This window comes from Companilactobacillus formosensis, assembly GCF_005405305.1.
GTDB classification, from domain to species: domain Bacteria; phylum Bacillota; class Bacilli; order Lactobacillales; family Lactobacillaceae; genus Companilactobacillus; species Companilactobacillus formosensis.
The window spans coordinates 44279-68776 of sequence record NZ_BJDU01000002.1 but is presented as its reverse complement, the minus strand read 5'-3'; the positions used below and the strand labels follow the sequence as shown (position 1 = coordinate 68776).

Annotated in this window: 20 protein-coding genes and 1 pseudogene; 4 read left to right on the top strand and 17 right to left on the bottom strand. The window is 32.8% G+C overall.

All coding sequences use genetic code 11. The features are described 5' to 3' along the window. Positions 1-100: 100 nt before the first annotated feature. A complete protein-coding gene (locus FFM65_RS02690; protein WP_119317707.1) occupies positions 101-1090 on the top strand; it encodes an AraC family transcriptional regulator in 990 nt (329 codons plus the stop codon). Between the two features lie 178 nt (positions 1091-1268). On the opposite strand, the gene FFM65_RS02685 is transcribed toward FFM65_RS02690, so the two are convergent. From FFM65_RS02685 to FFM65_RS02660, 6 genes are all read right to left on the bottom strand, one after another. Further along, the gene (locus FFM65_RS02685) at positions 1269-2261 is read right to left on the bottom strand and encodes a cation diffusion facilitator family transporter (protein WP_119317708.1); all 993 of its coding nucleotides are present in this window, start codon (positions 2259-2261) and stop codon (positions 1269-1271) included. A 197-nt stretch (positions 2262-2458) separates the two neighbouring features. Continuing rightward, positions 2459-3292 carry a rhamnulose-1-phosphate aldolase gene (rhaD, locus tag FFM65_RS02680; RefSeq protein WP_119317709.1) on the bottom strand — a complete coding sequence of 278 codons (834 nt, stop codon included), beginning with the start codon at positions 3290-3292 and terminating at the stop codon, positions 2459-2461. Between the two features lie 27 nt (positions 3293-3319). Continuing rightward, positions 3320-4612: an L-rhamnose isomerase gene (locus FFM65_RS02675; RefSeq protein ID WP_119317710.1), complete on the bottom strand. Its 1293-nt coding sequence runs from the start codon at positions 4610-4612 to the stop codon at positions 3320-3322. A 16-nt stretch (positions 4613-4628) separates the two neighbouring features. Then, positions 4629-4943 (bottom strand): L-rhamnose mutarotase, encoded by a 315-nt coding sequence (gene rhaM / locus FFM65_RS02670; RefSeq protein WP_119317711.1) that lies wholly within the window; start codon positions 4941-4943, stop codon positions 4629-4631. Further along, positions 4940-6412, bottom strand: a complete 1473-nt coding sequence (gene rhaB / locus FFM65_RS02665) for a rhamnulokinase (protein ID WP_119317712.1) — start codon at positions 6410-6412, stop codon at positions 4940-4942. The genes rhaM and rhaB overlap by 4 nt, the downstream gene beginning before the upstream one ends. A gap of 2 nt (positions 6413-6414) precedes the next feature. Further along, complete coding sequence (locus FFM65_RS02660) at positions 6415-7734, bottom strand: MFS transporter (protein WP_119317713.1); 1320 nt, start codon at positions 7732-7734, stop codon at positions 6415-6417. Between the two features lie 129 nt (positions 7735-7863). Here FFM65_RS02660 and FFM65_RS02655 point away from each other — a divergent pair, with 129 nt between their 5' ends. After that, positions 7864-8835 (top strand): AraC family transcriptional regulator, encoded by a 972-nt coding sequence (locus tag FFM65_RS02655; protein ID WP_119317714.1) that lies wholly within the window; start codon positions 7864-7866, stop codon positions 8833-8835. Between the two features lie 62 nt (positions 8836-8897). On the opposite strand, the gene FFM65_RS02650 is transcribed toward FFM65_RS02655, so the two are convergent. From FFM65_RS02650 to FFM65_RS02635, 4 genes are read right to left on the bottom strand one after another with little or no spacing between them, the layout of a single operon-like run. Beyond that, on the bottom strand, positions 8898-10451 hold the full coding sequence (locus FFM65_RS02650; RefSeq protein WP_119317771.1) for an alpha-L-rhamnosidase-related protein: 1554 nt from the start codon (positions 10449-10451) through the stop codon (positions 8898-8900). 2 nt (positions 10452-10453) lie between these two features. Then, positions 10454-11644 carry an MFS transporter gene (locus FFM65_RS02645; RefSeq protein ID WP_119317715.1) on the bottom strand — a complete coding sequence of 397 codons (1191 nt, stop codon included), beginning with the start codon at positions 11642-11644 and terminating at the stop codon, positions 10454-10456. A 2-nt stretch (positions 11645-11646) separates the two neighbouring features. After that, a complete protein-coding gene (locus FFM65_RS02640; RefSeq protein WP_119317716.1) occupies positions 11647-13914 on the bottom strand; it encodes a beta-glucosidase in 2268 nt (755 codons plus the stop codon). Then, complete coding sequence (locus FFM65_RS02635; RefSeq protein WP_162897904.1) at positions 13907-15199, bottom strand: family 43 glycosylhydrolase; 1293 nt, start codon at positions 15197-15199, stop codon at positions 13907-13909. Before FFM65_RS02635 ends, FFM65_RS02640 begins: the two co-directional genes overlap by 8 nt. A gap of 128 nt (positions 15200-15327) precedes the next feature. Here FFM65_RS02635 and FFM65_RS02630 point away from each other — a divergent pair, with 128 nt between their 5' ends. Beyond that, positions 15328-16167, top strand: coding sequence for a helix-turn-helix domain-containing protein (locus tag FFM65_RS02630; protein WP_119317718.1), 840 nt, complete (start codon positions 15328-15330; stop codon positions 16165-16167). A gap of 3 nt (positions 16168-16170) precedes the next feature. Here the strand turns inward: FFM65_RS02630 and FFM65_RS02625 are convergent, their stop codons facing one another. The 3 genes from FFM65_RS02625 to FFM65_RS02615 all read right to left on the bottom strand — a co-directional run bounded on the left by FFM65_RS02625 (position 16171) and on the right by FFM65_RS02615 (position 20058). Then, complete coding sequence (locus FFM65_RS02625; RefSeq protein WP_119317719.1) at positions 16171-17739, bottom strand: alpha-L-rhamnosidase-related protein; 1569 nt, start codon at positions 17737-17739, stop codon at positions 16171-16173. A 71-nt stretch (positions 17740-17810) separates the two neighbouring features. Beyond that, the gene (locus FFM65_RS02620; protein ID WP_174795663.1) at positions 17811-18854 is read right to left on the bottom strand and encodes a family 43 glycosylhydrolase; all 1044 of its coding nucleotides are present in this window, start codon (positions 18852-18854) and stop codon (positions 17811-17813) included. A gap of 13 nt (positions 18855-18867) precedes the next feature. Next, positions 18868-20058, bottom strand: a complete 1191-nt coding sequence (locus tag FFM65_RS02615) for an MFS transporter (RefSeq protein ID WP_119317721.1) — start codon at positions 20056-20058, stop codon at positions 18868-18870. A gap of 186 nt (positions 20059-20244) precedes the next feature. Between FFM65_RS02615 and FFM65_RS02610 the strand changes: the two genes are divergently transcribed. Continuing rightward, entirely contained in the window at positions 20245-21135 is an 891-nt protein-coding gene (locus FFM65_RS02610; RefSeq protein WP_119317722.1) for a helix-turn-helix domain-containing protein, read from the top strand. 177 nt (positions 21136-21312) lie between these two features. On the opposite strand, the gene FFM65_RS02605 is transcribed toward FFM65_RS02610, so the two are convergent. From FFM65_RS02605 to FFM65_RS02590, 4 genes and pseudogenes are all read right to left on the bottom strand, one after another. Beyond that, positions 21313-21621, bottom strand: coding sequence for a PTS sugar transporter subunit IIB (locus FFM65_RS02605; RefSeq protein ID WP_119317772.1), 309 nt, complete (start codon positions 21619-21621; stop codon positions 21313-21315). 65 nt (positions 21622-21686) lie between these two features. Further along, positions 21687-21869, bottom strand: a pseudogene (locus FFM65_RS02600) (family 1 glycosylhydrolase); the annotation flags it as partial. A gap of 198 nt (positions 21870-22067) precedes the next feature. Beyond that, complete coding sequence (locus FFM65_RS02595) at positions 22068-23690, bottom strand: ABC-F family ATP-binding cassette domain-containing protein (protein WP_119317724.1); 1623 nt, start codon at positions 23688-23690, stop codon at positions 22068-22070. A 74-nt stretch (positions 23691-23764) separates the two neighbouring features. Further along, positions 23765-24496 (bottom strand): sulfite exporter TauE/SafE family protein, encoded by a 732-nt coding sequence (locus FFM65_RS02590; protein ID WP_119317725.1) that lies wholly within the window; start codon positions 24494-24496, stop codon positions 23765-23767. Between the last annotated feature and the right edge of the window lie 2 nt (positions 24497-24498).

Sequence of the window (24498 nt, the reverse complement as noted above, 5' to 3'; positions counted from 1 at the left end):
TCATCATACTTAATTCTATCCAAAATATCGCTATGCTATAATGTTTATATGCGATTTTGAGCAAACGCTTACTGCAATTTTCCAACTTGGAGGTATTGGGATGAAAGAAGACTTTTACAATTTAGATACTTCGACAAACAATGGTCCTGAAATCTCTACAAATGTGCCCTTATCGATGTTTTACAAACGCAAAACTGGTCAAAAAGTCCTTTATACGATGCTGCAAAATGATAAGTTCCATTCTTTTGAGGCCCCCGACTATCAAAAAATGCATCGTGATCGGGACTTTGAATTAATGTACGTTTTAGACGGCCAATTGACCAATTATATAGAAAATCAAGTCTTTACTTTTCAAGCTGGTGAAGGTTGTCTTTTGAATCCACAAGTTAAACACACTGAAAGACTTCAAACGGATTGCTTAGTAGTCTTTTTGAATCTATCCGAAAGTTTATTACATCAACTTTTAATTGACATCAAATCTCAAGCAGCAGTGTTTTCATTCTTAAAACACAATCTCGATGACAAAAACGGTTGGCAACGTAATTATTTAAAATTCCACCGTCTTGCCAGTGATTCTGATAGGGATTTAAAAATCATTTTGGATTCACTACAACAAGAAACTACCACTGTCAAAGTTGGAGCTAAATTTTTTCAAAGTGGCTTAGTCTTAAGACTATTGTCTGAATTGGAAGACAGTCATCATTTTCAAATTATCACTAACTTACTGGACAACTCCAAAAAAGATTTTTTAGTCAATCAAGTTATCGAATTGATTGATAAAAGTAATGGCAATATCTCTCGAAAAAATTTGGAAGAACAATTACACTACAACGCTGAATATTTAAATCGACTATTAAAAGAAAAAACTAAGCGTACACTAATTGCCTATTCACAAGAAGTTAGAATTCATCGAGCACAGGAATTATTAACAGCAACAGATATGACTGTTCAAAATATTGCAAAGAAATTAGGCTTTGATAATGAAACTTATTTCTATCATTTTTTTAAGAAACGGGTTCAATTGTCACCGAATATATATCGGCAAAGATTTACAGAGAATATTAAAAATGATTTAGGATTTAAAAAATAATCTAATTCTAAATCTCCTACTTATATGATATTTTTAAATTATGATCTTAAAAAATTTTTGATCATAAAGTATGAATTATAGTTACAAAATATATAAAAAGTCGGATAATCAAATTGATTACCCGACTTTTTGAATTTCAATAAAATGATTAAATAGATATCTGCGTTACAATTGTAATTCACTTATCAAATTCCTTCAAATCCGGAATAGTAGTAAGTGTTACATCATAAACATCATATTTTTGATAAAGTTCGTCTTTGATTTTCTTATTCAACTGATAAATCGACACTGCTGTCTCATCAGCATCAACTTTTACAAATATATCGACAACTAACATATTCCCGTTATATCTACTAGTCAAATCAACCACACTATGGATTTCCTCAATTTTATTAAGATCATCACGCATATTTTTTTCTAGAACAGGATCAACATAATCTATCAAATTCAAGGCTGCTTCTTGGAAAATTACAACACCCTGCCACAAAATAAAAATGCCAATCACTATACTTACCACACTATCAAGAAAAGCCACCTTCAGAGCAATTGAAATCAAAACTGTAATCATGGTACTAAAACTAGTTACAACATCCCCTAAACTATCCTTTGCGGCGGCTTGTAAGGAAGCATTTTTTAACTTCTTTCCATTATGATAATTAATATACCAAACTACTAACATCAAAATGGTTGCGATACTTGCTCCTAAAGCTGAAATCGGGTTCGGACTCTCAATATTGCCTAAGTTCAGCAAGCCCTTTATTCCACTATAAATAATCTGAATAGCAATCAAAATAATAATAAAACTAGTTACTAAAGTAAAAACTGTTTCCAACCTAAATCGCGAGAGTTGCAACGAATTTTTACTACGAATATTCTCCTTGGGCAAATCTCGTCCTAAAATATCATCGTCATCAACATTAGTTGCTTCTTTAATACCCAAAATTAATACGCCCGTCGATATAACGCCTGAAAGATTATTTAAAGCGTCGGCTCGCAGTGCCTGAGAATTACCAATTTTAGCTAACCAGTATTCAATAATGGTAATCAGAATGTAGATGAATATATTAATGTATAAAAATCTTATTGAATAATTTAACTGATTTATTTCTTTTTCACGAAGTGATTTTTGCAAATGAGATTCTTTAGAAAAATAATCATTAATTTTTTTCATAATCTGCCTCGGCCTAAGTAAATAACAAAGTTAAAAGAATGTAAAGAAAACACCTTATAGCAAAAAAGATGTTGTCTGTAATCCCCGTCTTGTGTCTTTTATTTTGTTAAGTATAACTTATTGCACAGCAAAGAAGCAGAATAAGAATAAAATCTTATTCTGCTTCTTTTTTATTAATAACTATATGGTTTTTATTTCTAATTTGTGATTGGTTCCATAGATAAGAATTTAGGATTTGGTGTGACTCCAAATGATTTAGCAAGATCTCTCAAGTCGTCATCTGTAATACTTTGCAGAATATTTCCACCTTGACTTTGAATTGCAGTGTAGATCATACATGCCTTTTCAACTGTTTCAATCAATCCATAAACTTCATCCATACTGTCACCACTTGCAAAGACACCATGATGTGGCCACATAACTACTCGAAATTCACTCATCTTATCGGCAGTTGCTTGTCCAATTTCATTTGTACCAGGTGTCATATAAGGGATGATACCTACTCCTTCTGGGAATACAACCAATGACTCTGCCTGCATTTTCCAAAGCAAACGACTAACACTTGCTTCATCTAATTCATGTGTAAATGATAGAGCAACCAAATTTGTTGGGTGACAATGCATTACGACACGTTGATTAGAATCAATTTTTTGACGTTCAATATGTGTCATCAAATGTGATGGGAACTCACTTGTTGGTTGCCCTCCATCATTGAAGCCCCATAACAAATCTACAGAGTTTCCTTCATCGGTAATTCGAACAAGACCTGTATCGCGTTCTGGATAATTATGAACATTCTTAAAGTAACGTCCCGTACCTGTTACTAAGTAGTATTGTCCTGCCAATTGAGATGCATCGAACTTAATTGGAATATTTCTTATGACTTTACCTAAATCATCAAATTGATCAATTTCATCTTGGGTCAAACGGAGACTTACATTACCACCATTTCTTTCATCCCAACCATGTTTGTATAATTCGTTGGTAATTTCGTCCATTTTATTTACATATTTAGAATCAATAAATTTCATAATCACTAAACTCCTCTTAACCAGATATTATTCTGTAACTAGATTTGAATCACGTTTGAATTGAACATCTTTTTCATATTGATGAATATTTTCAAGCCAATCAGTACCTACAGGAACGTTATTTTGTAGACAGAATTCATCCCAAACAGCACCAAATGGATATGATTTCAATTCTTCCGTTTCTGCTAATCTTGTTGTGAAGTCAAAATTAAGTTCTGACTTCTTCAATTGATCGATTGGTTCCAACATAGCTTGCAAGAATGCTTTTTGAGTAGCACGTGCACCAATTACCCAAGCTGCAACACGGTTAATAGTTGCATCAAAGAAGTCTAGTCCAACATTTGTCTTACTCAATTCATTATCACGAACTAATGAGCGAGCGATACGGATCAATGCATCATCAAAGATAACAACGTGGTCACTATCCCAACGAACAGGGCGTGATACGTGAAGCATTAGTCCCTTACCAAATGGAAGGAAGGCTGAGAATTTATCTGAGACATCTTCTGTTGGGTGCCAGTGTCCAGCATCGATAGTCCATAGCTTGTTTCTAGTCAAAGCATAATTGTTGTAGAAGAGGTGTGAACCAACAGTATATGACTCAATACCTGTACCAAATAGTTTTCCTTCAAAGGCTTCAATAGTATTATTTTCATCATACTTATCCTTGATGATTTCATCTAATGACTTGATCAAGCGACGACGAGGAGTTTCCTTATCAATAGGATTATCTTTAAAGCCATCTGGAATCCAGAAGTTATTGATTGATTGTTGACCTAATTCTTTACCAAAATAGTTAGAAATTTCACGACTGATCTTACCATGTTCGATCCAGAAATCACGGACATCTTTGTCTGGACTAGCTAATGTAAAGTTATTCTTTACCATTGGATGTGAGAAGAATGTACCATTCATATCAAGTCCAACTTTTTCTTTTTTGGCCCAATCAACCCAATAGCTGAAATCTTCTGGTCCAATATCGTTGATACCTTTCTTTTTGCCGTTAGTAACCGCATAGATAGCATGTAATTGAACTTTATGACTGCCAGGAATAAGTGAGAGTGCTTCACTTAAATCGCTTGTAAGTTCATCTGGTGTTCTTGCAATACCAGGATAATTACCACTTACACCAATACCCCCAGTCAATTCTTGACTAGGATTCAAAAATCCATGAATATCGTCGCCTTGCCAACAATGAACTGATAATTTAACTTGTTTTAAATCTTTCAATACTTTATCTGTATCAACGCCAATTTCAGCGTAGCGTTCTTTAGCCTCTTTATATGCTTTTTCTACAGTTTCTGTACTTGTTTGTGTCATTTTGTTATTCCTCCAATTAATCTAAGTGAAATACTTCATCCAAATCCACAGTTACCGGACTCTTATCCGGATTAGTGTCCATTAATGGCTCCATATAAGCCCACCACTTTTTAGCTGCATCTGTTTTCGCAATGTCGTTATATTTTTTTATGTCATCTACTTCCAGGTAGGCGAATAATTCTCCATTATCTTTATTAAGATATATTGAATAGTTATGTGCACCTGCCTCCTTTAATGCTTTACGCATCTCTGGAAAAAGATTGTTATGTCTTTTGGCGTATTCGGCATAAGAATCCTTATGTAAGTACATGATCTGAGCTAATCTTTTCACTGAACAGTCGCCTTCTCTCCGTGTTCCAAAAATTCTTGATAATCCTTTAAAACATCTCCAAATTTGTCGGTTTCAGGTCTAAATTTTTTGATTTCAAATGAGTTACGAATCATATTTCGACCTTCGGAAATATTAGTTACATCATTTTTAGTAATCATTTGTACCATTAAATTACCAATTGCTGTTGCTTCTCCTGGGCCCGCATAAACATCAATATTTGATAAGGTACTAGTTAACTGATTTAACAATGTAACATTAGATCCACCGCCAACAATATTGAGTGATTCCAACTTATAACCTAAAATTTTATCCAATTTTTGAATTTCATTTGCATAATATAAAGCTAGATTAGAATATATAGCCATTGAAATTTCTCCAGGAGTTTCAGGTACTTTCTGATCAGTCTCTCTACAGTACGACTGAATTGCATTGATCATACTGTCCGGATTTGTAAATCTTTCATCATTAATATTTATGTATTGTTCAAACGGTTTTACTTCACTAGCCATCTCTGCTAATTCTGAGAACGAATATTTATTATCTAATTCTTTCTTTACACATTGAATCATCCAAAGACCCATGATGTTCTTCAAGAACCTATAAGTACCATAGGCTCCCCATTCATTTGTATAGTTCTCTTTAAACGCCATTTCTCCATTCTCAGGGACATTTAATTCAGTACCCAATAATGACCATGTTCCTGAACTTAGATAAGCCCATCTATCATTTTCTCCTGGCGCTCCTAATACGGCAGATGCTGTATCATGAGTCGCAACAGTTACGACTTCAGTTTCAGGAAGATCATATTTCATATGCCATTTATGGCGAATATTTCCTAATATAGTCCCTGACTCTACCAACCGTGGGAATTGATCTTGAGAAACATTAACTTTATTGAGTAAGTTCTTATCGAAAAGACCTTCTCTCAAATTCAACATCTGCGTCGTTGAAGCATTTGTTACTTCAGTAACTGCATTTCCTGTTAATACATAGCCAATATAATCCGGAATCATCATGATCTTATCGGTCTTCTCTAGATCGTCTTTACTCTCTTCATATAATTGATACAACGTATTAAAGTTTAAGAATTGAATCCCAGTTTTTTTATAAATGTAGCTCTTTGGCAAATCGGATGTTAATTCATTCATCGCATTTTTTGTTCTTGCATCCCTATAACTAATAGGATCTTGAATTTTTTCTCCATCCATACCAACAAGAACATAATCTACTGCCCATGTATCAATTCCTAATTCAATATCATCGAATCCAGCGGCTTTCACTTCTTCCAAACCTTTAAATATTTCGTTGATTATTGAATCAATATTCCATCGGTCGTGGCCGTTTTTCATAGTGAAACCATTTTTAAATCGATACATTTCTTTTAGTTGTAATTTCTTGTGCTTGATAGTCCCAAGCATCAATCGACCACTAGAAGCTCCAATGTCAACTGCAACATAAGTTTTAGTCATCTTTATGCCTCTTTTCCACTACTTGTATTTTCTTTAATATTTTGAATCCCTGAATTTCTACCAACGTGATAACGTTCATTAGTTATTTCATCCAATGATTTACCACGAGTTTGAGGTGTCCAAACTGTTCCGATGACCCATGAAACAATCAATAAGCCAATCATAAACATACCGGCGGCCTTGAATCCCATCGTTGATAGAATTGTTGGAAAGACAATCAACCAAATACCGGCTGAAGCACGTACAACAAAAAAAATAACACCTTGTGATCCAGCACGATATTTTGTTGGGAATAGTTCCGTTGACCACAATGAGTACCATGCTTGAGCACCAATTCCGGCGGAAACACCCCAAAGGATCACGAACAACCAAAGGCTTGTCCAACTCATACCCATAAACGTTAATACAATCCATGATGCTGCACTCATTGCTGCACCAACAAAGAAGAAAATTCTGTGATTTACTTTATCGCCATATTTTGCAAATCCAAAATACGTTGCTAGTGAAGTAAATATCCATAAAATAGCTTGTAATAGGTTAGCTTGCATGTTCGTAAGCCCACCTGCTGTTTCATAAACATATGGCATGAAGAATCCCATTGCTCCTGCAACTAGATTCCAGAACATATAAACTCCAATTAAGAACAACAAAGTCTTAATATTTACTACATTCGAGAACAAATCTTTATAAGGATGTGGCTTAACACCAGTCATCTTTTCTCGAGCTTTTTGCTTTTCCCAATCTTCAGATTCATGAAGATTCTTTTGTAAGTTCCATGCAATAAATGAAACAATAAATAAAATTCCAAATAAGATTCTATTTCCTAATAACTTTAGCGGTGACACAATAACGGCTAGAATGAATATCAATGCTGGCCCTAAAGACCAAGCAAATTGTGAAATACCAATATTCTTTGCTCTAGCATTATCACTAGATGTTTCTGAAATATAAGTCCATGATGCTGGAACACCTGCACCAACCGCAATTCCTGTAATAGTAAATCCTATTAACAGCATTGGGAAATTAGCGGCTAATGCTACGATCAAAGTCCCCAACATATAGACCAACATATCGTATGTATAAATAATTTTACGGCCATATTTATCTGATAAATGACCTCCAAACAAAGCACCAATAGCGGCACCAAAAGCATTTGCACTTAAGGCTCCAAGTAATCCAACTTGAAAACTATTAAGTCCAAAATGACTTGTCCATAGAGTCAAACCACTTGCTCCGGCAACAATACTTCCTGAATCAAGAAAGTTTGTTAATGAAACAGCAAATGTTGATTTCAATGAACCATTTTTTGAACTACTACTCATAAGTACACCTCACATTCCTTTTTAGAAAGCGCTAACATTGATTACAAGTGCTATATTAACCGCTTACATAAAGTGCTACAATATCAATTGTTCAGTTATTTTGTAACAAAAATACAGGAGGGTATCCCAATGAATCCACGCATATTAATACGTTTGAAGCAACACGAGTTAATAGAAAAAGAACAATTAAAGACTGGAAAACACATTGTTGATATACCAAGTGAGGCGCTTTATAAAGATTCTGTGGCTCCAGAACAAAAGGTTCTTAATAATTATTTCTTTAGAAACAGGGATGTTTATATTAGTAAGCACCCTAGATTTGCCCCCTACCCTACACATTCACATCAATTTCTTGAAATTAACTATATGCTAAATGGAACATGCGAACAGATTGTTGATGGTGTTCCCGTTCATCTTAATCAAGGAGATCTTTTACTTATTGATGTTGGTTGTTCACATTCTGTAGGAAAATTAAACGAAAATGATATCTTAATAAACCTATTATTCAGGGATAAATCCATTGATATTAATTTTCTCGACAATATGAGAAGAAGTAATTCGGTGCTATATGACTTTCTTTTAAATCAAAAATCTAACGATCATGACTCTACGGACTACATTATTTTTAAAAATAATATTGATAACGATATTCGATACACGATGGAAGATATAATCACCGAATATTATTCAAAAAAAGAATTCTCAAATTCTATAATTACAAACTATTTACAAATCCTATTAACCAAACTGGTTCGCCATTATCATGTCCCTATGAAAAAAAATAATCATACACAACTCTTAGTAATTAAAATTCTAAAAGAGATAGACAGTAACTACGCCACCATCACACTCAGCAAAATTGCAAAACAGCTAGGCTATAATAGAAATTATTTAAGTAACTTCATAAAGAAGGAAACAGGTAAAACATTCGGTACCTTGGTAGTCGATAAACGCTTAATTCAAGCACACAATCTAATATCATCTACGACTATGCCAATATCTGAAATAATTGAAAATGTTGGTATGAAGAACAGAACAAGTTTTTATAAAAAATATAAGGAATATTATCATTCTCTTCCTGGAGATGAACGAAATGACTAAAAAAAGATTCCAAAATTGCTAAAAATCAAATTGGCAATTTGGAATCTTTTTCTTTTTACTCGTTAAAGATTATATTTTTTTATCAAATAAACGGGGGTGCACGACCAAGCATGACAATAGCTATTTACTAATGGACTTCCGTAAGGGGAATAACTAGGATCATCAGGCTTATAGGCTTCCCAGAATGTATCTGCTCCTTTTTCTATCATGGAACCCCAGTAATCCTTAATTAGTGATATTGCTTCCTCTTTCATACCTACACTTAATAATGCTTCAACAACAAAGTGATACATATATGGAGTTGAAATATTCTTTATTGGAAACATACTTTTATAAGTTTGCTTCATTACGTCAAAATTTTCATTAGACGGCAATATATCGGCTAATACCATCCATACTTGACTATATATATTTATTTCAGATTGAGATCCAGAAATAAATGTTTCTTGGTCCTTTTTATACAAACACTCTTTTGAATAAGAAATCATCTTATCTAATAGCTCAACATATTTTTCTTCAGTTTCAATTTTTAACATTCTATCTAATTCCTTAAAATCTTTTAGAACCCTAATAAATATACCTTGAGCAGCAGTACTTCTGTCTAATTCATTACCCCAATCTACAAATACAGGCCAATCCTCTGGCAATGATAGTTTCCCATTTTTTGAAACGTAATTAGCTGCTAGCTCAATTTGTTTTTTAGCAATCGGATATAAGTCTCTTACTGTTTCTATATCTTTAGAATTGACAAAGTAGTCCCTAAGAGAACTTACAAAAAATAGACTGTAATCAAACAAGAAAGTATCATCTGCATTTAATTGATTATGCGTAAATATGTTAGCACTCAGTTTACCATCACTTGACGTCATTCCAGCAAATAAATATAAGCATCGTTTGACCAAATCATAATTTTTAAAAGTCTCATAGTTGACTAACGCTTGTAAATGTAAATCTCCAAGCCATAACCTTTGATCTCTTTTTGGGCCATCCTCAAATACGTCCTGCATACACTCAGCTAACGTTTTTACACTTATATCACTTATTTTTTTTAATTCTTTATCATCTGTATTTACAGATGGCATGTTGTTTTCATCCACTGCACTTTCAGAAACCACTCTTGGATTTTTAAAATAGACTTTCCACTTTGGGGATGTATCTACTATGGTCACTTTCACATATCTAAAGCTATATCTTCTGGGTAACTTTAATTCATATGGCAATTCGTCTATATGAATTTTTTCTTCAGGAATCCATGAGCTAGACAACCATCCGTTGTATTTCGATGAATCATGGTTTAATTCTTCTACCATTTCTGCAAATTGTATTTTTAAAGTTAGAGGAGCATCCATCATTGACCCAATACGATTAATATCAATTGAAAAATGTCCCACAAAATGATTCTCAAAATCTAAAATGAAGTAACCGTCTTTTCCAAATTCTTTAGACTCTAATTCATCATATTTAACAAGTTTTCCCGTTTTCTTATCAAACTTTTTAAATCCCTTTGAAAAATATTGCCGATAGTATAGTTCAGGTTTACATTCTCTAGCAATTGATAAGAATTTATTGTTTCGTTTAAAAGTAACATTATCATTAATTTGAAATTTAAAAGACACCATTATGCCTCCTGTTGTGTAGTTTTACTTCTGTAGAAAAGTCCTCCGACTAGCATTACCGCAGCCATAGCAATTAAAATAACAGCACAGACTTTTAGCATAGTGTCTGATTCACTATTTCCCATAAATGAACCAATCATACTCATGAAGTAAGGAGCAACAAAAATACCAATATTCGTAACAATTAATTCAATAGACGATGCTGCGTTATTTAGTTCTTTTGGTGTAATTTCAGATACTCTTAAAAAGATTGATGTAGAACAACATGTAAATGAAATGGCAGCTAATACAACTCCTGCTCCAGCCATAAATAAGCTGTTAGCATAGGATGTTAAGGCAAAAGCAATTGCCAAAACAATCATAGCAATAGGTAATAATGAATTTTTCAACCATTTATGTAATAGTCCAAATGCTACACCCACAATCATTCCAATTGGTGCGGTTAAACTCAAAATATATGTTGCTTGTGAGGCATTACCAAATTGTTTACCTGTTACTAATAATCCAAATTTTTGATTAAATGTCATCCAAACCATAAATAAGAAGAACATTACAACAGCCAAATAATATACTCTATGATCCATTTGTAAAAAGTTTGCTTTACTACTACTTGTCTTTTCTGTTTTGATATCCATTTCAGGAAGTACAAAGTAAACAAGAATCAAGATTGCTAATAATACAAAGTATGTTAAGAAACTATAGTGCCAACTATATTGCAATAAAACACCAACTAATCCTGTTAAAATCCATGATGCTAAATTTGAAACGGTTCCAATTAATCCATACATTGAAGAGCGCTCGTCTCCTTCATAGAAGTATGCAACGATACTATATGAAAGAGGGTTCAATAATCCAATACCAAATCCAAATATTAATCTAAATGCTAAAATCAAACAAATATTTGGAGCAAATGCAGGTGCGATACCTGCTAGAAATGAAATAAATAATCCAATTAATACTGTTTTCTTATATCCAATTTTCGTTGTTACAAATGGACTAATCATGACAGCAAGCATAATTGCTAAACTTGGTAATGATGAAATAGATTCAACAATAGATTGTGGCGCATTTGGAAAGGATTTAACCATTAATGGAATGGCACCTGACACAACACCAGAAACAGTGGAATCAATAGCAATAGACAATATTGATGCCTTAAACCAAAAACTATGTTTATTTTTTATTTTTTGCATTTTTATTTCTTCCCCTTATTCAAAATTTTTAATACAGAGTCTATAGATTCCCCATCCATAGTAGGATCGGCTCTGCGTAAAGTATTCAAAGTCATTAGTGATGCCATTGATAATGACTTTAGTGGATCCTCATCCTTCATCATATTCAGAAATTCCAAAGATTTTGGATGATCCTTAAATACATCTTTCAATTGACTATACGTTGTAGGATTTTGTCTTAAAATATCCCCCAAACTATGATCAGCAGTAATCTTATAATTCAATGAATTAATTTTTATCTTCGATGCCAACTTTTTATCGGCAGATGATTCACCAACAAATAATTCATATGTACCATTTTGTTTAATCCACGTATTCGTCGTTACATCAAATATCTCAAATGATTTTGGATCCAAATCTATGGCCACTTTTTTTGTTTCTCCAGGTAAAACTTCTATTTTCTTAAATCCAGCTAATTGTAAGGGTTCTGGAGTGCCAACTGCGTCTAAAAATTTTGTATAAACTTGAATAACATCTTTTCCTTCACGTGTCCCAATATTTGAAACATCAACCTGAACCGTTTGCTTATTCTCATCAATAGATTGCACTAAGTTATCAATTCTAAAGTTTGTGTAGGAAAGTCCATACCCAAATGGGAATGCTACATTTTTTTGCATTGCATCATAATATTTATATCCAATAAATCTTCCTTCACCGTAAATTACTGTATGCTGACTTCCAGGAAAATTTAAATACGACGGATTATCTTCTAATTTTGTTGGAAATGTCTCTGCTAAATGTCCCGATGGATTTACATCCCCAAACAATATATTTGTAATAGCGCTTGCACCAGACTCCCCACCTAAATAGCTTTCCAAAATTCCATCTACATCATTTATCCATGGAATTTCAACTACTGAACCATTTTCTAACACCACGACTATTGGTTTACCGACATTCGATAACGATTTAATTAAATTATTCTGATTCTGAGGTAATGACATATCTTTTCGATCATATCCCTCTGATTCGACTAAATCTGGTAAGCCTGCAAAAACAACGACTACATCTGCTAAAGAGGCTTTCTTCATCGTATCATTTATCATAGTTGTATCCTCACGGCCATCTAGTCGATAACCCTGAGAATAATTTATATAATTATTTCTCTTTTTCAATTCATCTAAAGGAATCTCTAATTTATATGGATTAACATGTGAGCTTCCCCCGCCTTGGAAACGAGGTTTTCTTGCCAATTCTCCAACAATTAGTATTTTCTGATTGGTATTCAACGGCAAAATCTTTTTAGAATTTTTAAGTAAAACCATACTTTCTTCGGCAACTTTTCGTGCAAAATCATGGTGTTGTTCTCTATTGTAGGTAAATTCTTTTTGACGATTTTCAATTGAACTTAAATCGAAAATAATATTTCTTTTAACTGCATCATCTAATTCATCTTCATTTAATTCTCCACTGGAGATCAAGTTATTAATTTCTTTTGATATTTTTTCTCCAGGTTCTCCGGGCATTTGTAACGTCAATCCATGACTAACACCTTTGGCGAGGTCATGTGCAGCAAAACAGTCTGTTACAATCACTCCTTCAAAGCCCCATTTTTTACGTAAAATATCCAAGAGTAGAGAGTTACTTGCGGAGTATTCTCCATTGACCTTGTTATATGCTGTCATAATCATTTTGGGTTTACCAGATTTAACTGGTTTTTCAAAAGCCCGTAAATATAATTCATGTAGAGTTTGCTTATCAACTTTTACATCTATATTCATTCTTCTAGTTTCTTGATTATTCAAAGCAAAATGTTTAAGACATGCGCCAATTCCCTGACTTTGAATTCCTTTTATAAATTCAGCTGCTAGATCACCTGTTAATTTTGGATCCTCTGAATAATATTCAAAATTTCTCCCACCTAATGGGCTTCGCTTTAAATTAATTGCGGGAGCTAACATTGTATCCACATCTTCTTGCAACGCTTCTTTTCCCATATGTGAACCCAATTCATAAATTAACTTTTTATTCCATGAACTTGCATAAGTACTAGGAGAAGGATATGAGGTACTTGGCTTAGTATTATAAATATCATCATCAAAGTAATCTTTTAATCTTCTAATACCAGCTGGACCATCAGCTAACAAAAATTTTCCCAGACGATTACTAAATCTATCAACTGGTGTTGTTTCCCATGTAGCTTGTGATAATAGTTGAGCTTTCTGGGAAATGGTTAGACCATTTAAAATTTTGTCAGCTTGTTCTTCAATACTTTCTTTTGATTTAAGCATTCTTTATCTCCTTAAAACGAAAATCTTTAATATCACCTAATCTTCCAACCGCATGATTTCTTGCAATCATTTTCAACCAAACGGTGTGTATACCTGAGACCGATTTTATATTGCCAGTGAATTTTTCAAATTTACTCCAATCATTTCCAGTAGGGTTTACAGTAACTTTTCCTATTTTTTCATTACCTTCAATCCAAATCTCTATATCCATCGGTTTTGGTGAAGCGACAGATATTTCCATACTTTTACAATTGCTCAGATTTATTTTGTCGAATTGTATCCAGTCTTGATTCTTGGTATATGAAAGAACTTCCTCATCACCATATGGCATCAAAGTCATTGGCCGTATTAAGCTATTAAATGGCAATTTGAGTCTCATTCTGGATAAATGTCTAACATTGATCCATCTATCCGAAGAAATATACGGTTCGACACCGTTTGTCGTCATGGAAACTTCCTTAATATTTCCTTTATTATCCATTTCTAGTGGTTCAATGCATACTCTTCTGTTATATATGCTGTTTTGACTTGAACGATGGTAAAAGACATAAAGTTTATTATCAAACATCTCGATTGATCCATGATTATTCCAATCTTCAGAATCACTTCCCGTATTATCAATGATGATTCCTTGCTTGACATATGGTCCAAGTGGTTTATCTGCCATGGCATATGCTAAACACGTTGCTCTACCACGAGAAATGCATGTATATGTTAAATAATATTTTCCATTAATTTTTCTAACCGATGCACCCTCATGAAAGCCCTGTTCATGCTCTGTTAATATATTTGAATTGATTGTATCTGGGATAACAGTTTTCATATCCTTATCTAGTTTTCCACCTTGCAGATGGAACTGACCCCAAAAGTAATAACAACTACCGTCGTCATCAACAAATATTGCAGGATCAATACTCTGATTATCCGCTGGAGTTACATGACCTAAGTTTTTAAACGGTCCTGAAGGCGATTCTGAAACTGCTACACCCATACGATTTCCATACATGCAATAATACAAATAATATTTTCCCTCATAATAAACGCAATCGGGTGCGCCTAATGTAAGTCCATTTTTTAAACCGTATTTATCACTTACACTGTCAAAAATGACACCGTGATTTTTCCAATGAATTAAATCATCGGATGAAAACGTTTTGTACTGTGTACTACAAAATTCTGTATCTCCCGGATTATCATTAGAGCCGTATAAATACACTCTGCCATTTGGCATCGTTCTAGCTTCAACATCCGGAATATAATTATTTGACTTCAATATTGGATTCAAACTATTCACTCCTTGCAATTAATACCTTCAAACAAGTACAATTGTAAGCGCATACTACGATTGAAATTAGATAATATCTTAACGTGAAAGTTTAGTTATTTTGACTTTTGTATATTTTGGAGGAAATAATGAAATTAGAATTACATTCGAAAATAAGAGAAAATATACCATTTGATAAACACGTTCCAATACGAATTTTTCGAGGATATGATCAAGGAAAATCAATGATAATTCCTCATATGCATGAAGCAATCGAAATAATATACATATCTCATGGAAATCTTCAAATTATGGATTCTTCAAATTTTTCAATACTACAGGCTGGAGAATTTCATATCTTTAATTCAAATGATGTTCATTCTACTAAATTTGACGGAGATTTATTAAAGGGAATTATTTTGCAAATTTCCTTTGATTTAATTAAAAATCTTGTTCCGGATGCTGCTTACTATAAGTTTTATTTTTCTAAGGGTTCAGAAAATAAAAAGGAAGCAGTGATTCATCTAATGAAATCACTGCTTCTCAAATCCGAATGCGAAAAAAAATTCGACTTTTTTAAAATATATGGGGATTTAATGTACCTACTCAATATACTATTTAGTGACTTTAGTGAAAGAATATCTACTAAAAGTGTGCAATCAAATCAAAAATATTATAAAAGAATTTTTAAAATAAATAACTACATTGAGCAAAACTATGCAAATACAATTACATTAACAACATTATCAAAACAAGTTCATTTGAATCCAGAATATTTATCCAGATTCATTAGTAAAAATTATGGTATGTCTTTTTATAGATATTTAACAAGTGTTCGTTTAAATCACGCACAAACACTGATAACAACCACTGATCTTCAAATATTACAAATTGCGGAACAAACTGGATTTGCTAACTATGCCCAGTTCAACAAAGAATTTAAAAATAGATTTGGTTGTTTACCCAGTCGAATACGACAAAAGAATTAAAGATTATATTTTTTTATCAAATAAACGGGGGGTGCACGACCAAGCATGACAATAGCTATTTACTAATGGGCTTCCGTAAGGGGAATAACCAGGATCATCAGGTTTATAGGCTTCCCAGAACGTATCTGCCCCTTTTTTTATCATGGAGCCCCAGTAACCCTTAATTAACGATATCGCTTCCTCCTTCATACCTACGCTTAGTAATGCTTCAGCAACAAAATGATACATATATGGGGTTGCAATATTTTTTATTGGGAAAAAGGCTTTTACTGTACTCTCCATAATAGATTTAGACTTTTCTTTATCAAAAACATTGGCAAGAATCATCCAAATCTGACTATAAATATTTATTTCATTGTTTTTGCCAGAAATGAATTGATTATTTGATTCGTTAAATAATTCGGTTTGAGCATAGTTAACTAATGACCTTAGCATATATTCATAATTAGCCGAAATATCCATTTCCAATTCTTTACTTAAATATATAAAGTCCCTTAAAACGTATATTAATACAGCTTGTGCGGCCGTTTCTTTGTTGAAATTATCATTCCAATCAATAAAAGCGGGCCAGTCTGACGGCAATGATAATTTGCCGGATTGATCAACAAGATTTAATGCTAAATCCACTTGTCTCTTAGAAGTGATATACAATTCTCTAGCGGTATAAACGTCACTAGTACGTTCAAAATAATCCTTTAAAGTACTTACAAAAAATAAACTATAGTCAAACAAAAAAGTATCATCTGGAATTGCTTCTTTATTAGTAAATATATTTGCACATAATTTTCCGTTTGAAGTCGCTAAACCTGCAAATAGATACAGACATTTTTTTACCAAATTATTTTTATTAAATGTTGAATAATTTACTAAAGCTTGTAAGTGTAAATCGCCTAGCCATAATCTTTGATCTCTTTTAGTTCCATCTTCAAATACAGATTGCATGCATTCGGAAAGTGTTTTTATACTTACATTTTCAATTTTTTCTAACATTGAATCATCATTATGTATTAAGGCATCCGAATAATCTTTTCCAGAAATGGCACTTTGAGATATTACTAATGGATTTTCAAATTGGACCTTCCATTTTGGTGATGTATCAATTACAGTCATTTTTACATATCTAAAACTATATCGTCTGGACATTTTTAATGTGCTAGGCAAACTATCTATGTGCAGCACTTCTATTGGAATCCAGGATTTAGATAACCATCCCTTATATTCCTCTGGTTTGTAGGATAATTCATCATAATTCTCAGCAAATTGAATTTTTAAAGTTAGGGGTGCATCCATTGGCGCTCCTGTTTTTTTTATATCAATTGAGAAATGACCAACATAATGATTTCCAAAATCCAAAATCACAGAATCATCCCTAGTAAATTCTTTAGTTAATAAATCCGTTTCACTATTAGCAGCATCTTCATTAATATTTTGTGTATATTTTTCCCCGTCAATATATTTTTGAGGTTTATGCTTACTATAATAAATAATCGGATCATTTTTTTTAGCAATACTTAAATATTGTTCATTTCTTTTAAACTCTGTATCTTTATTTATTTGAAATTTGAATCCCATTACAACACCTTCAAAAAAAGTAGTGATTTAATATTAAAATCACTACTCAAACTTTTTATTAAAACTAATTGTTATTCATAATCATCCAATGACCATTCATCATGCCAATCAATATATGGTCTATCTCCAACAAATCTAATTGGTAACCATACATAGTCAGCAATTGATGTATTTGCTACAACGACATCATCTAGATTATCTGGTCTAGTATCTTTCATTTCAGGATTAAAGAATTGTTCGAATGTTTTTGCGTAATCTTCATATTTTCTATTCATCTCATTAGGCAACCATCTATCTTGACAAGCAATATATAAGTCCTTTTTGCCTTGCACTTTGAATACTGATGTTACTTGTGAATAATATGAAGTCTTAGTTGTATCTTGTGGACTTGGATTGCCTAAAACTGTATACGGACCATGCCATGTGTCAGCAATTGCAACTTCTGATGGACTTGGGAAATAACCCGTTGTACCAGATGTAAGTAAATAATGTTTATAGTTACGTACAAAATGAGCTGTGGCTTCACGAACATAAGGTGGAAACTTATGTGGGAAGTGAGTTGTATAGTAACCAGTTAAATCCGTGTAATCTTCGGTTAAGTCTGCACAAATCGTTTCTGAATGAACTCTTTCAAAGTAATAATAACCTTTTCCATCCGGAGCAACAGCTAAATCAAAGTCACCTGCACTCATGCCTAATGGAGAAATATTTTCATTAACAATCGTATATGGTCCTAAAATACTATCAGCGGTCAAAACTGTTTCTGTTTGAGTATCATCTTTGTGCATTACTTTTACCCAGCAAACATATTTCTTAGTTTTCTCATTGTAAATAATGTGTGGACGATCCATTTGATTTTTATAATAGAATGGTGATTCAGGATCATCTGTATTAGCAGGAATAATAATTCCTTCACTCTTCCAATTATATAAATCTTGCGAACTATAACAACGTACTCCCCATTGCCAAATTCCATTTTTTCCATTTGATTTTTCCTTGTTTTCACCATACCAGTAATATGTCCCATCAATATACATGACAGAACCACCATGTGCTTGGATTCTATTACCATCTGTATCTAACCAAACTTGACCTGGACGAAATGAATTATACATAATAATACCCCTCTTAATTTAATTTATTTTTTAGTGAATTTTCTTTTGCTTGAAACATATTTAAAAGAACAATGATTAAAACGGCAATACCTACAACACCACTTATTATTAATGATGCTACTGGAGTTTGAATTCCAATGATTGTTCCAATTCCTTGTTGAATATAGGGTGTCAAAAACACACTTATATTGATGAATACCAAAGCTAATGAATTACAAAAATTAGTCAAATCTTTAGGACATAATTCAGAAACTCTAAGAAACATATATGGAGATAGGAAAGTAAATGATGCAGCCATTACGATAACCAAAATTCCTGTCAAAAGTAGGTTATTGGATTGTGTAATCAAAATACTACTTGCACTCAAAATCAATATAAATAATGGAAACATCTTTGTACCTAATATTTGATGTACTTTACCGAACAAAACAACAACAATCATTCCTGTTAGGGATGTAAAGCTTAATATGAAACTAGCTGATGTTGCAGATCCATAGCCAGCATTTGTTATTAATAAAGCTAATTTAGTCATCAATGTCATAAAGATAAATTGCATGAAAAACATCGATATGAAGAAGGAATATGTTTTTAGATTCAATCTCCTCAAATTTTTCATTATACTTATCTTTTTATTCTCTTGTTGAATATCCATTTTTGGCAAAAATGTTATTACCAATAAAAGAACGACTAAAAGAATAAAATAAGTAAGAAAACTAAACCGCCAACTTATTTGTAATAATACGCCGGCTAGCATTGTTAATAGCGTACTTGCTAAGTTAGAAACTGTCCCAATAAATCCAAACATTTGGGCTCTTTCATCTCCATCATAGAAGTAAGAAACGATACTGTAGGACAATGGATTTAGTAGTCCGATACCTGCTCCAAACAAAAATCTGCAAACAAGGATTGCATAGATACTATTCATAAATACTGGAAAAATGCCAGATATAAATGAAATCAATAATCCCAAGGATGCGGTGTTCTTATAACCGATTTTTTTTGTAACTAAAGGACTTATTGCAACAAAAATCAGAATAGCTAAACTTGGTAAAGTTGTGATAGATTCAATAAGTGATGAAGCCACATCTGGGAAACTCTGTCTGATTACCGGTATTGCTCCAGAAATAACACCTGCAGCTGTCGTATCGATAGAAATTCCAAGGATTGAGGCTTTAAATAAAAAACTATGTTTATCTTTTGTCATATTCGTGCCCCTTTGATAGTTATGTATTAGGCCTAATACATTTGTAAGTTGTTACCGCTTACAGTTATTAATGTTATCATTTGTATATAAAATAATTAGTTATTTAGTTGCCGCAATATTATACTTATATTGCTTTTTATGATTTCAGATGACTTTTACGAATATACTTAACACAGTGAGGATAAAATGCAAAAGAAAAATGAATTACAATCAAATATTGCCGAACATGAATTGATAAATCTTATGCCCGATGTTCCATTCAAAATTTATCTAAGTGACCAGCATCCTAAATCCATCAAAGATTCATATATTGTTCCACATTATCATGATGATATAGAAATAATTTATATCCTGGAGGGTAATATTAACGTTTTTGACGGAACACTCTTAAATGAACTTCATTCAGGCAACGTTTATCTTGTTAATTCTAATTCTATTCATTCGACCTCAAGTTCATCTCAACACACAAAAAACTATATATTACAAATTTCCTACGATTTTCTCATAAATTTCATTCCTGATTTCCCAAAATACAAATTTGTGATAAATAATGATAATCCCAAAATTGAAAATTTAAAAAAAGATATTTCCTCAATAAATACAATTTTAAATGCTAAAAATGACAAGGACGCCTATTTACTTTGCCTTTCTTATTTGTTTGATCTCATTTATCTACTCATGAATAATTTTTCATTCCAAATTTCTTCTCAAAGCGCAAAAAGAGAAACTAAATATCATCGAAGAATCAGTAAAGTAATTGGATATATTGAAAATAATTACTCAAATCAAATAACATTAAGTGAAGTTTCAAATTACGTCCACCTTTCAACTACATATTTTTCACATTTCTTTAAAAATCAAATGGGAGTAAATTTTTACAACTATTTAACCAATATAAGAATGAAACATGTTGAGAATGAATTGAGACATACGAATAAAGAAATACTTCAGATAATGTATAATTGTGGATTCACAACATATCATCAATTTAGAAAAGAATTCTATCAAAGATATCAAATGACTCCCTCAAAATTCAGAAAGCAATTATTTAATTCAAAAAATAATCCTAATCGTTAGTCTGATGATCAACAATTTTTTGTATCAAAAAAGCCGTGATTTCTCACGACTTTTAATTCAAGCTTGCATTATATTACTCTAATTTTATAGTCTAATCTGCTTACAAATATATGCTCTTGTAATACAGTTGGGTATTGTGAAATCCCCTTTTAATTGAATACTATTTTTTCTAATACTTCAATCCAGCATCGACAATCCCAGATCAAGAACCTTTTCCCCATTCATAGTTCCAAAATCCTTCATATCAATTACAGCAACAGGCACATCAACTTCCTTAGTAACTAATTTAAATAGATATTGAATTTGAGGACCTAACAAAATAACATCAGGATTGTATTTTTTACATTCGTCTGGAATGGCTGAACCCGCAGTCGCGAATATCGTTACATCAATGTTTCTTTTCGCTGCTGCTTTTTCCATCTTCGTTACCAATAATGAGGTTGACATCCCTCCAGCACATGCCAACATGATTGTTTTTGCCATAATATAAATCCTCTCCCTGAAATACATTTACTCTACAAATAAAGTATACTTCAAAGATTGCTTTTTAATTAGTCTTTATTGTCACCAAGTGCTGCACCATTAGTCTCGATAATATGTTTCATCCAATTATATGATTTCTTAGGTGTCCGCTTCAAAGTATCGTTACCTTTGTCATCCATGTCAACATAAACAAAGCCATAACGTTTCTTCATTTCACCGGTGGACAACGAAACTAAATCAATTGGAGCCCACGTGGCGTTTCAATAATTCTTCCGTATAACTTGGATAATATCCTCTATTACCTAGTAATGAATTTTTATATTTTTTTATGAAAATTTGAATAGTTAATCTGACAATAGTCCACCGTAAAATCAACAAATTCATGAAAAGTAATATCGAAAAAAAGAGATGATAAACCTTAAAAAACTAAGATTATCATCTCTTATTTATTATTTATCTAATTCACTAATCTGAGCTTGAACTTGTTCATTACTTCTAAATTCATCATAAGTAGTATCGCCACGATCAACTGCACCATTAGCAGTCAAGTAAATCAATCTATTAGCAACTGTCTGAATGAATTGATGATCATGTGATGCAAATAAAATTGAACCCTTATAATCAATCAAACTATCATTCAAAGCAGTAATTGATTCCAAATCCAAGTGGTTAGTTGGGTCGTCCAAAAGTAAAACGTTAGCCTTCAACAGCATCATCTTCGAGAGCATGACACGAACTTTTTCACCACCGGACAAGACGTTGACCATCTTAGTAACATCGTCACCAGAGAACAACATTCTACCTAAGAATCCACGCAAGAAAGTATCGTCATCTTCACCCTTTTCGGCAAATTGGCGCAACCAATCGATAATTGGCGTTTCTTCATCGAACATCGCATTGAAGTCTTTTGGCAAGTAAGCTTGGCTAGTTGTAACACCCCAAGTAACAGTACCAGAATCAGGTGTGATTTCACCCGTCAAAACTTTGAATAAAGCTGTTGTGACCATATCATTTTTAGCTAAGAAAGCCACTTTGTCGTCTTTATTCAAAATAAAACTAACATTCTTCAAAATTTGTTTGCCATCAATAGTAACTGATAAGTCCTTAACTTGTAGCAAGTCGTTTCCAATTTCTCGATTAGGAACAAACTTGATGAATGGATAACGTCGCGAACTAGGTTGAATATCATCCAAAGTAATCTTATCAAGCATTTTCTTACGTGAAGTAGCTTGCTTAGACTTAGAAGCATTAGCTGAGAAACGGGCAATAAAATCTTGCAATTCTTTGATTTTTTCTTCTTTTTTAGCATTTTGATCTTGCTTCATTTGTTGAGCTAAAGCTGAAGATTGTTGCCAGAAATCGTAGTTACCAGCGTAAAGTTGAATCTTGCTGTAATCAAGATCAGCCATGTAAGTACAAACTTTATTCAAAAAGTAACGGTCATGGGATACAACAATAACAGTATTTTCAAAATTGATTAAAAACTCTTCCAACCAATCGATTGAATCAACGTCCAAACCATTAGTAGGCTCATCTAATAACAAGACGTCTGGTTGGCCGAAAAGTGCTTGAGCTAACAAGACTTTGATTTTTTGACCAGCAGTTAAGTTAGCCATTTTTTCTTGATGCAGACTTTCAGGAATATTCAAACCTTGGAGCATTTGAGAAGCTTCACCTTCTGCTTCCCAACCTCCCATTTCACCAAATTTAGCTTCAAGATCAGCTGCTCTTAAACCATCTTCTTCACTAAAGTCAGGTTTCATATAGATAGCATCTTTTTCTTGCATGATTTCATACAAGTCGCTGTGACCCATGATGACAGTTTCCATAACTGTATAGTCATCATAATCGAAATGGTTTTGTTTCAAAGTTGCTAAACGTTCATTGGGTCCAAGTTTAACCGAACCAGTAGAAGGTTTGATATCACCAGACAAAACTTTCAAGAAAGTTGATTTACCGGCACCATTAGCACCAATCAAGCCATAACAGTTACCGGGTGCAAATTTGATATTTACATCTTCAAATAGCTTTCGGTCGGCAAAGTGCAAACTTACGTCATTAACAGTAATCAAATATATAATCCTCATTTCATAAACATAGTTAATGTGCATTATACGGACTATTTTCAACTGATGCAAGCGATTTGTCAGAATGTCATGGCAATATAATACAAACCGCTTAACCCAATAAAGATATAAATCAAAGTTTTCATAAAACTAATATTTAAATGACTAACCAATCTATTGGCAATAAAAGTTCCAATGATTGATCCTACAATTCCAACCGCCACATATTTCAAATTATTCAAAGATAAAATACCGTTAGCAAAACGTAAACTGGTCATAATAAAAGTATCAATCAAAAAGAACGTTTGAATGCTTGAGAGGTATTTTTCTTTAGTATCAGAAATAGTTAAAAAATACAACGCCATCAATGGTCCACCAATTCCAAACATCCCATTGAAAAAACCTGATATCAACGCAAAAATAATCATAACCAACAGTGGAATGCGTCTGATAGTGATCGATTTCCAATTCATAATTACATAATATAAGGATAAAGTTACTAATAACAATCCTAAGAGTAATTTCAAATGTCCGGCAGGCAAACCACTACTCAAGTGTAATGAAACTATTGCCATCGCAATATAAATCAAAAATGGGCCTAAAATTTTTTGCCATTCAAAATACTTTCGATAATGCCAGACGACCATAACATTAGCAACGACCATTGTTAACGTAGAGACCCCAGCACTTTGACTGATTGGCATTAAATGTGGCAAAAAGACCATCATTACAATACCTGATCCAAATCCTGTTACGCCTTGAACAAATCCAGCCATCAAAGCCGCCAGAATCATAATAATTATCCAACTCAAGT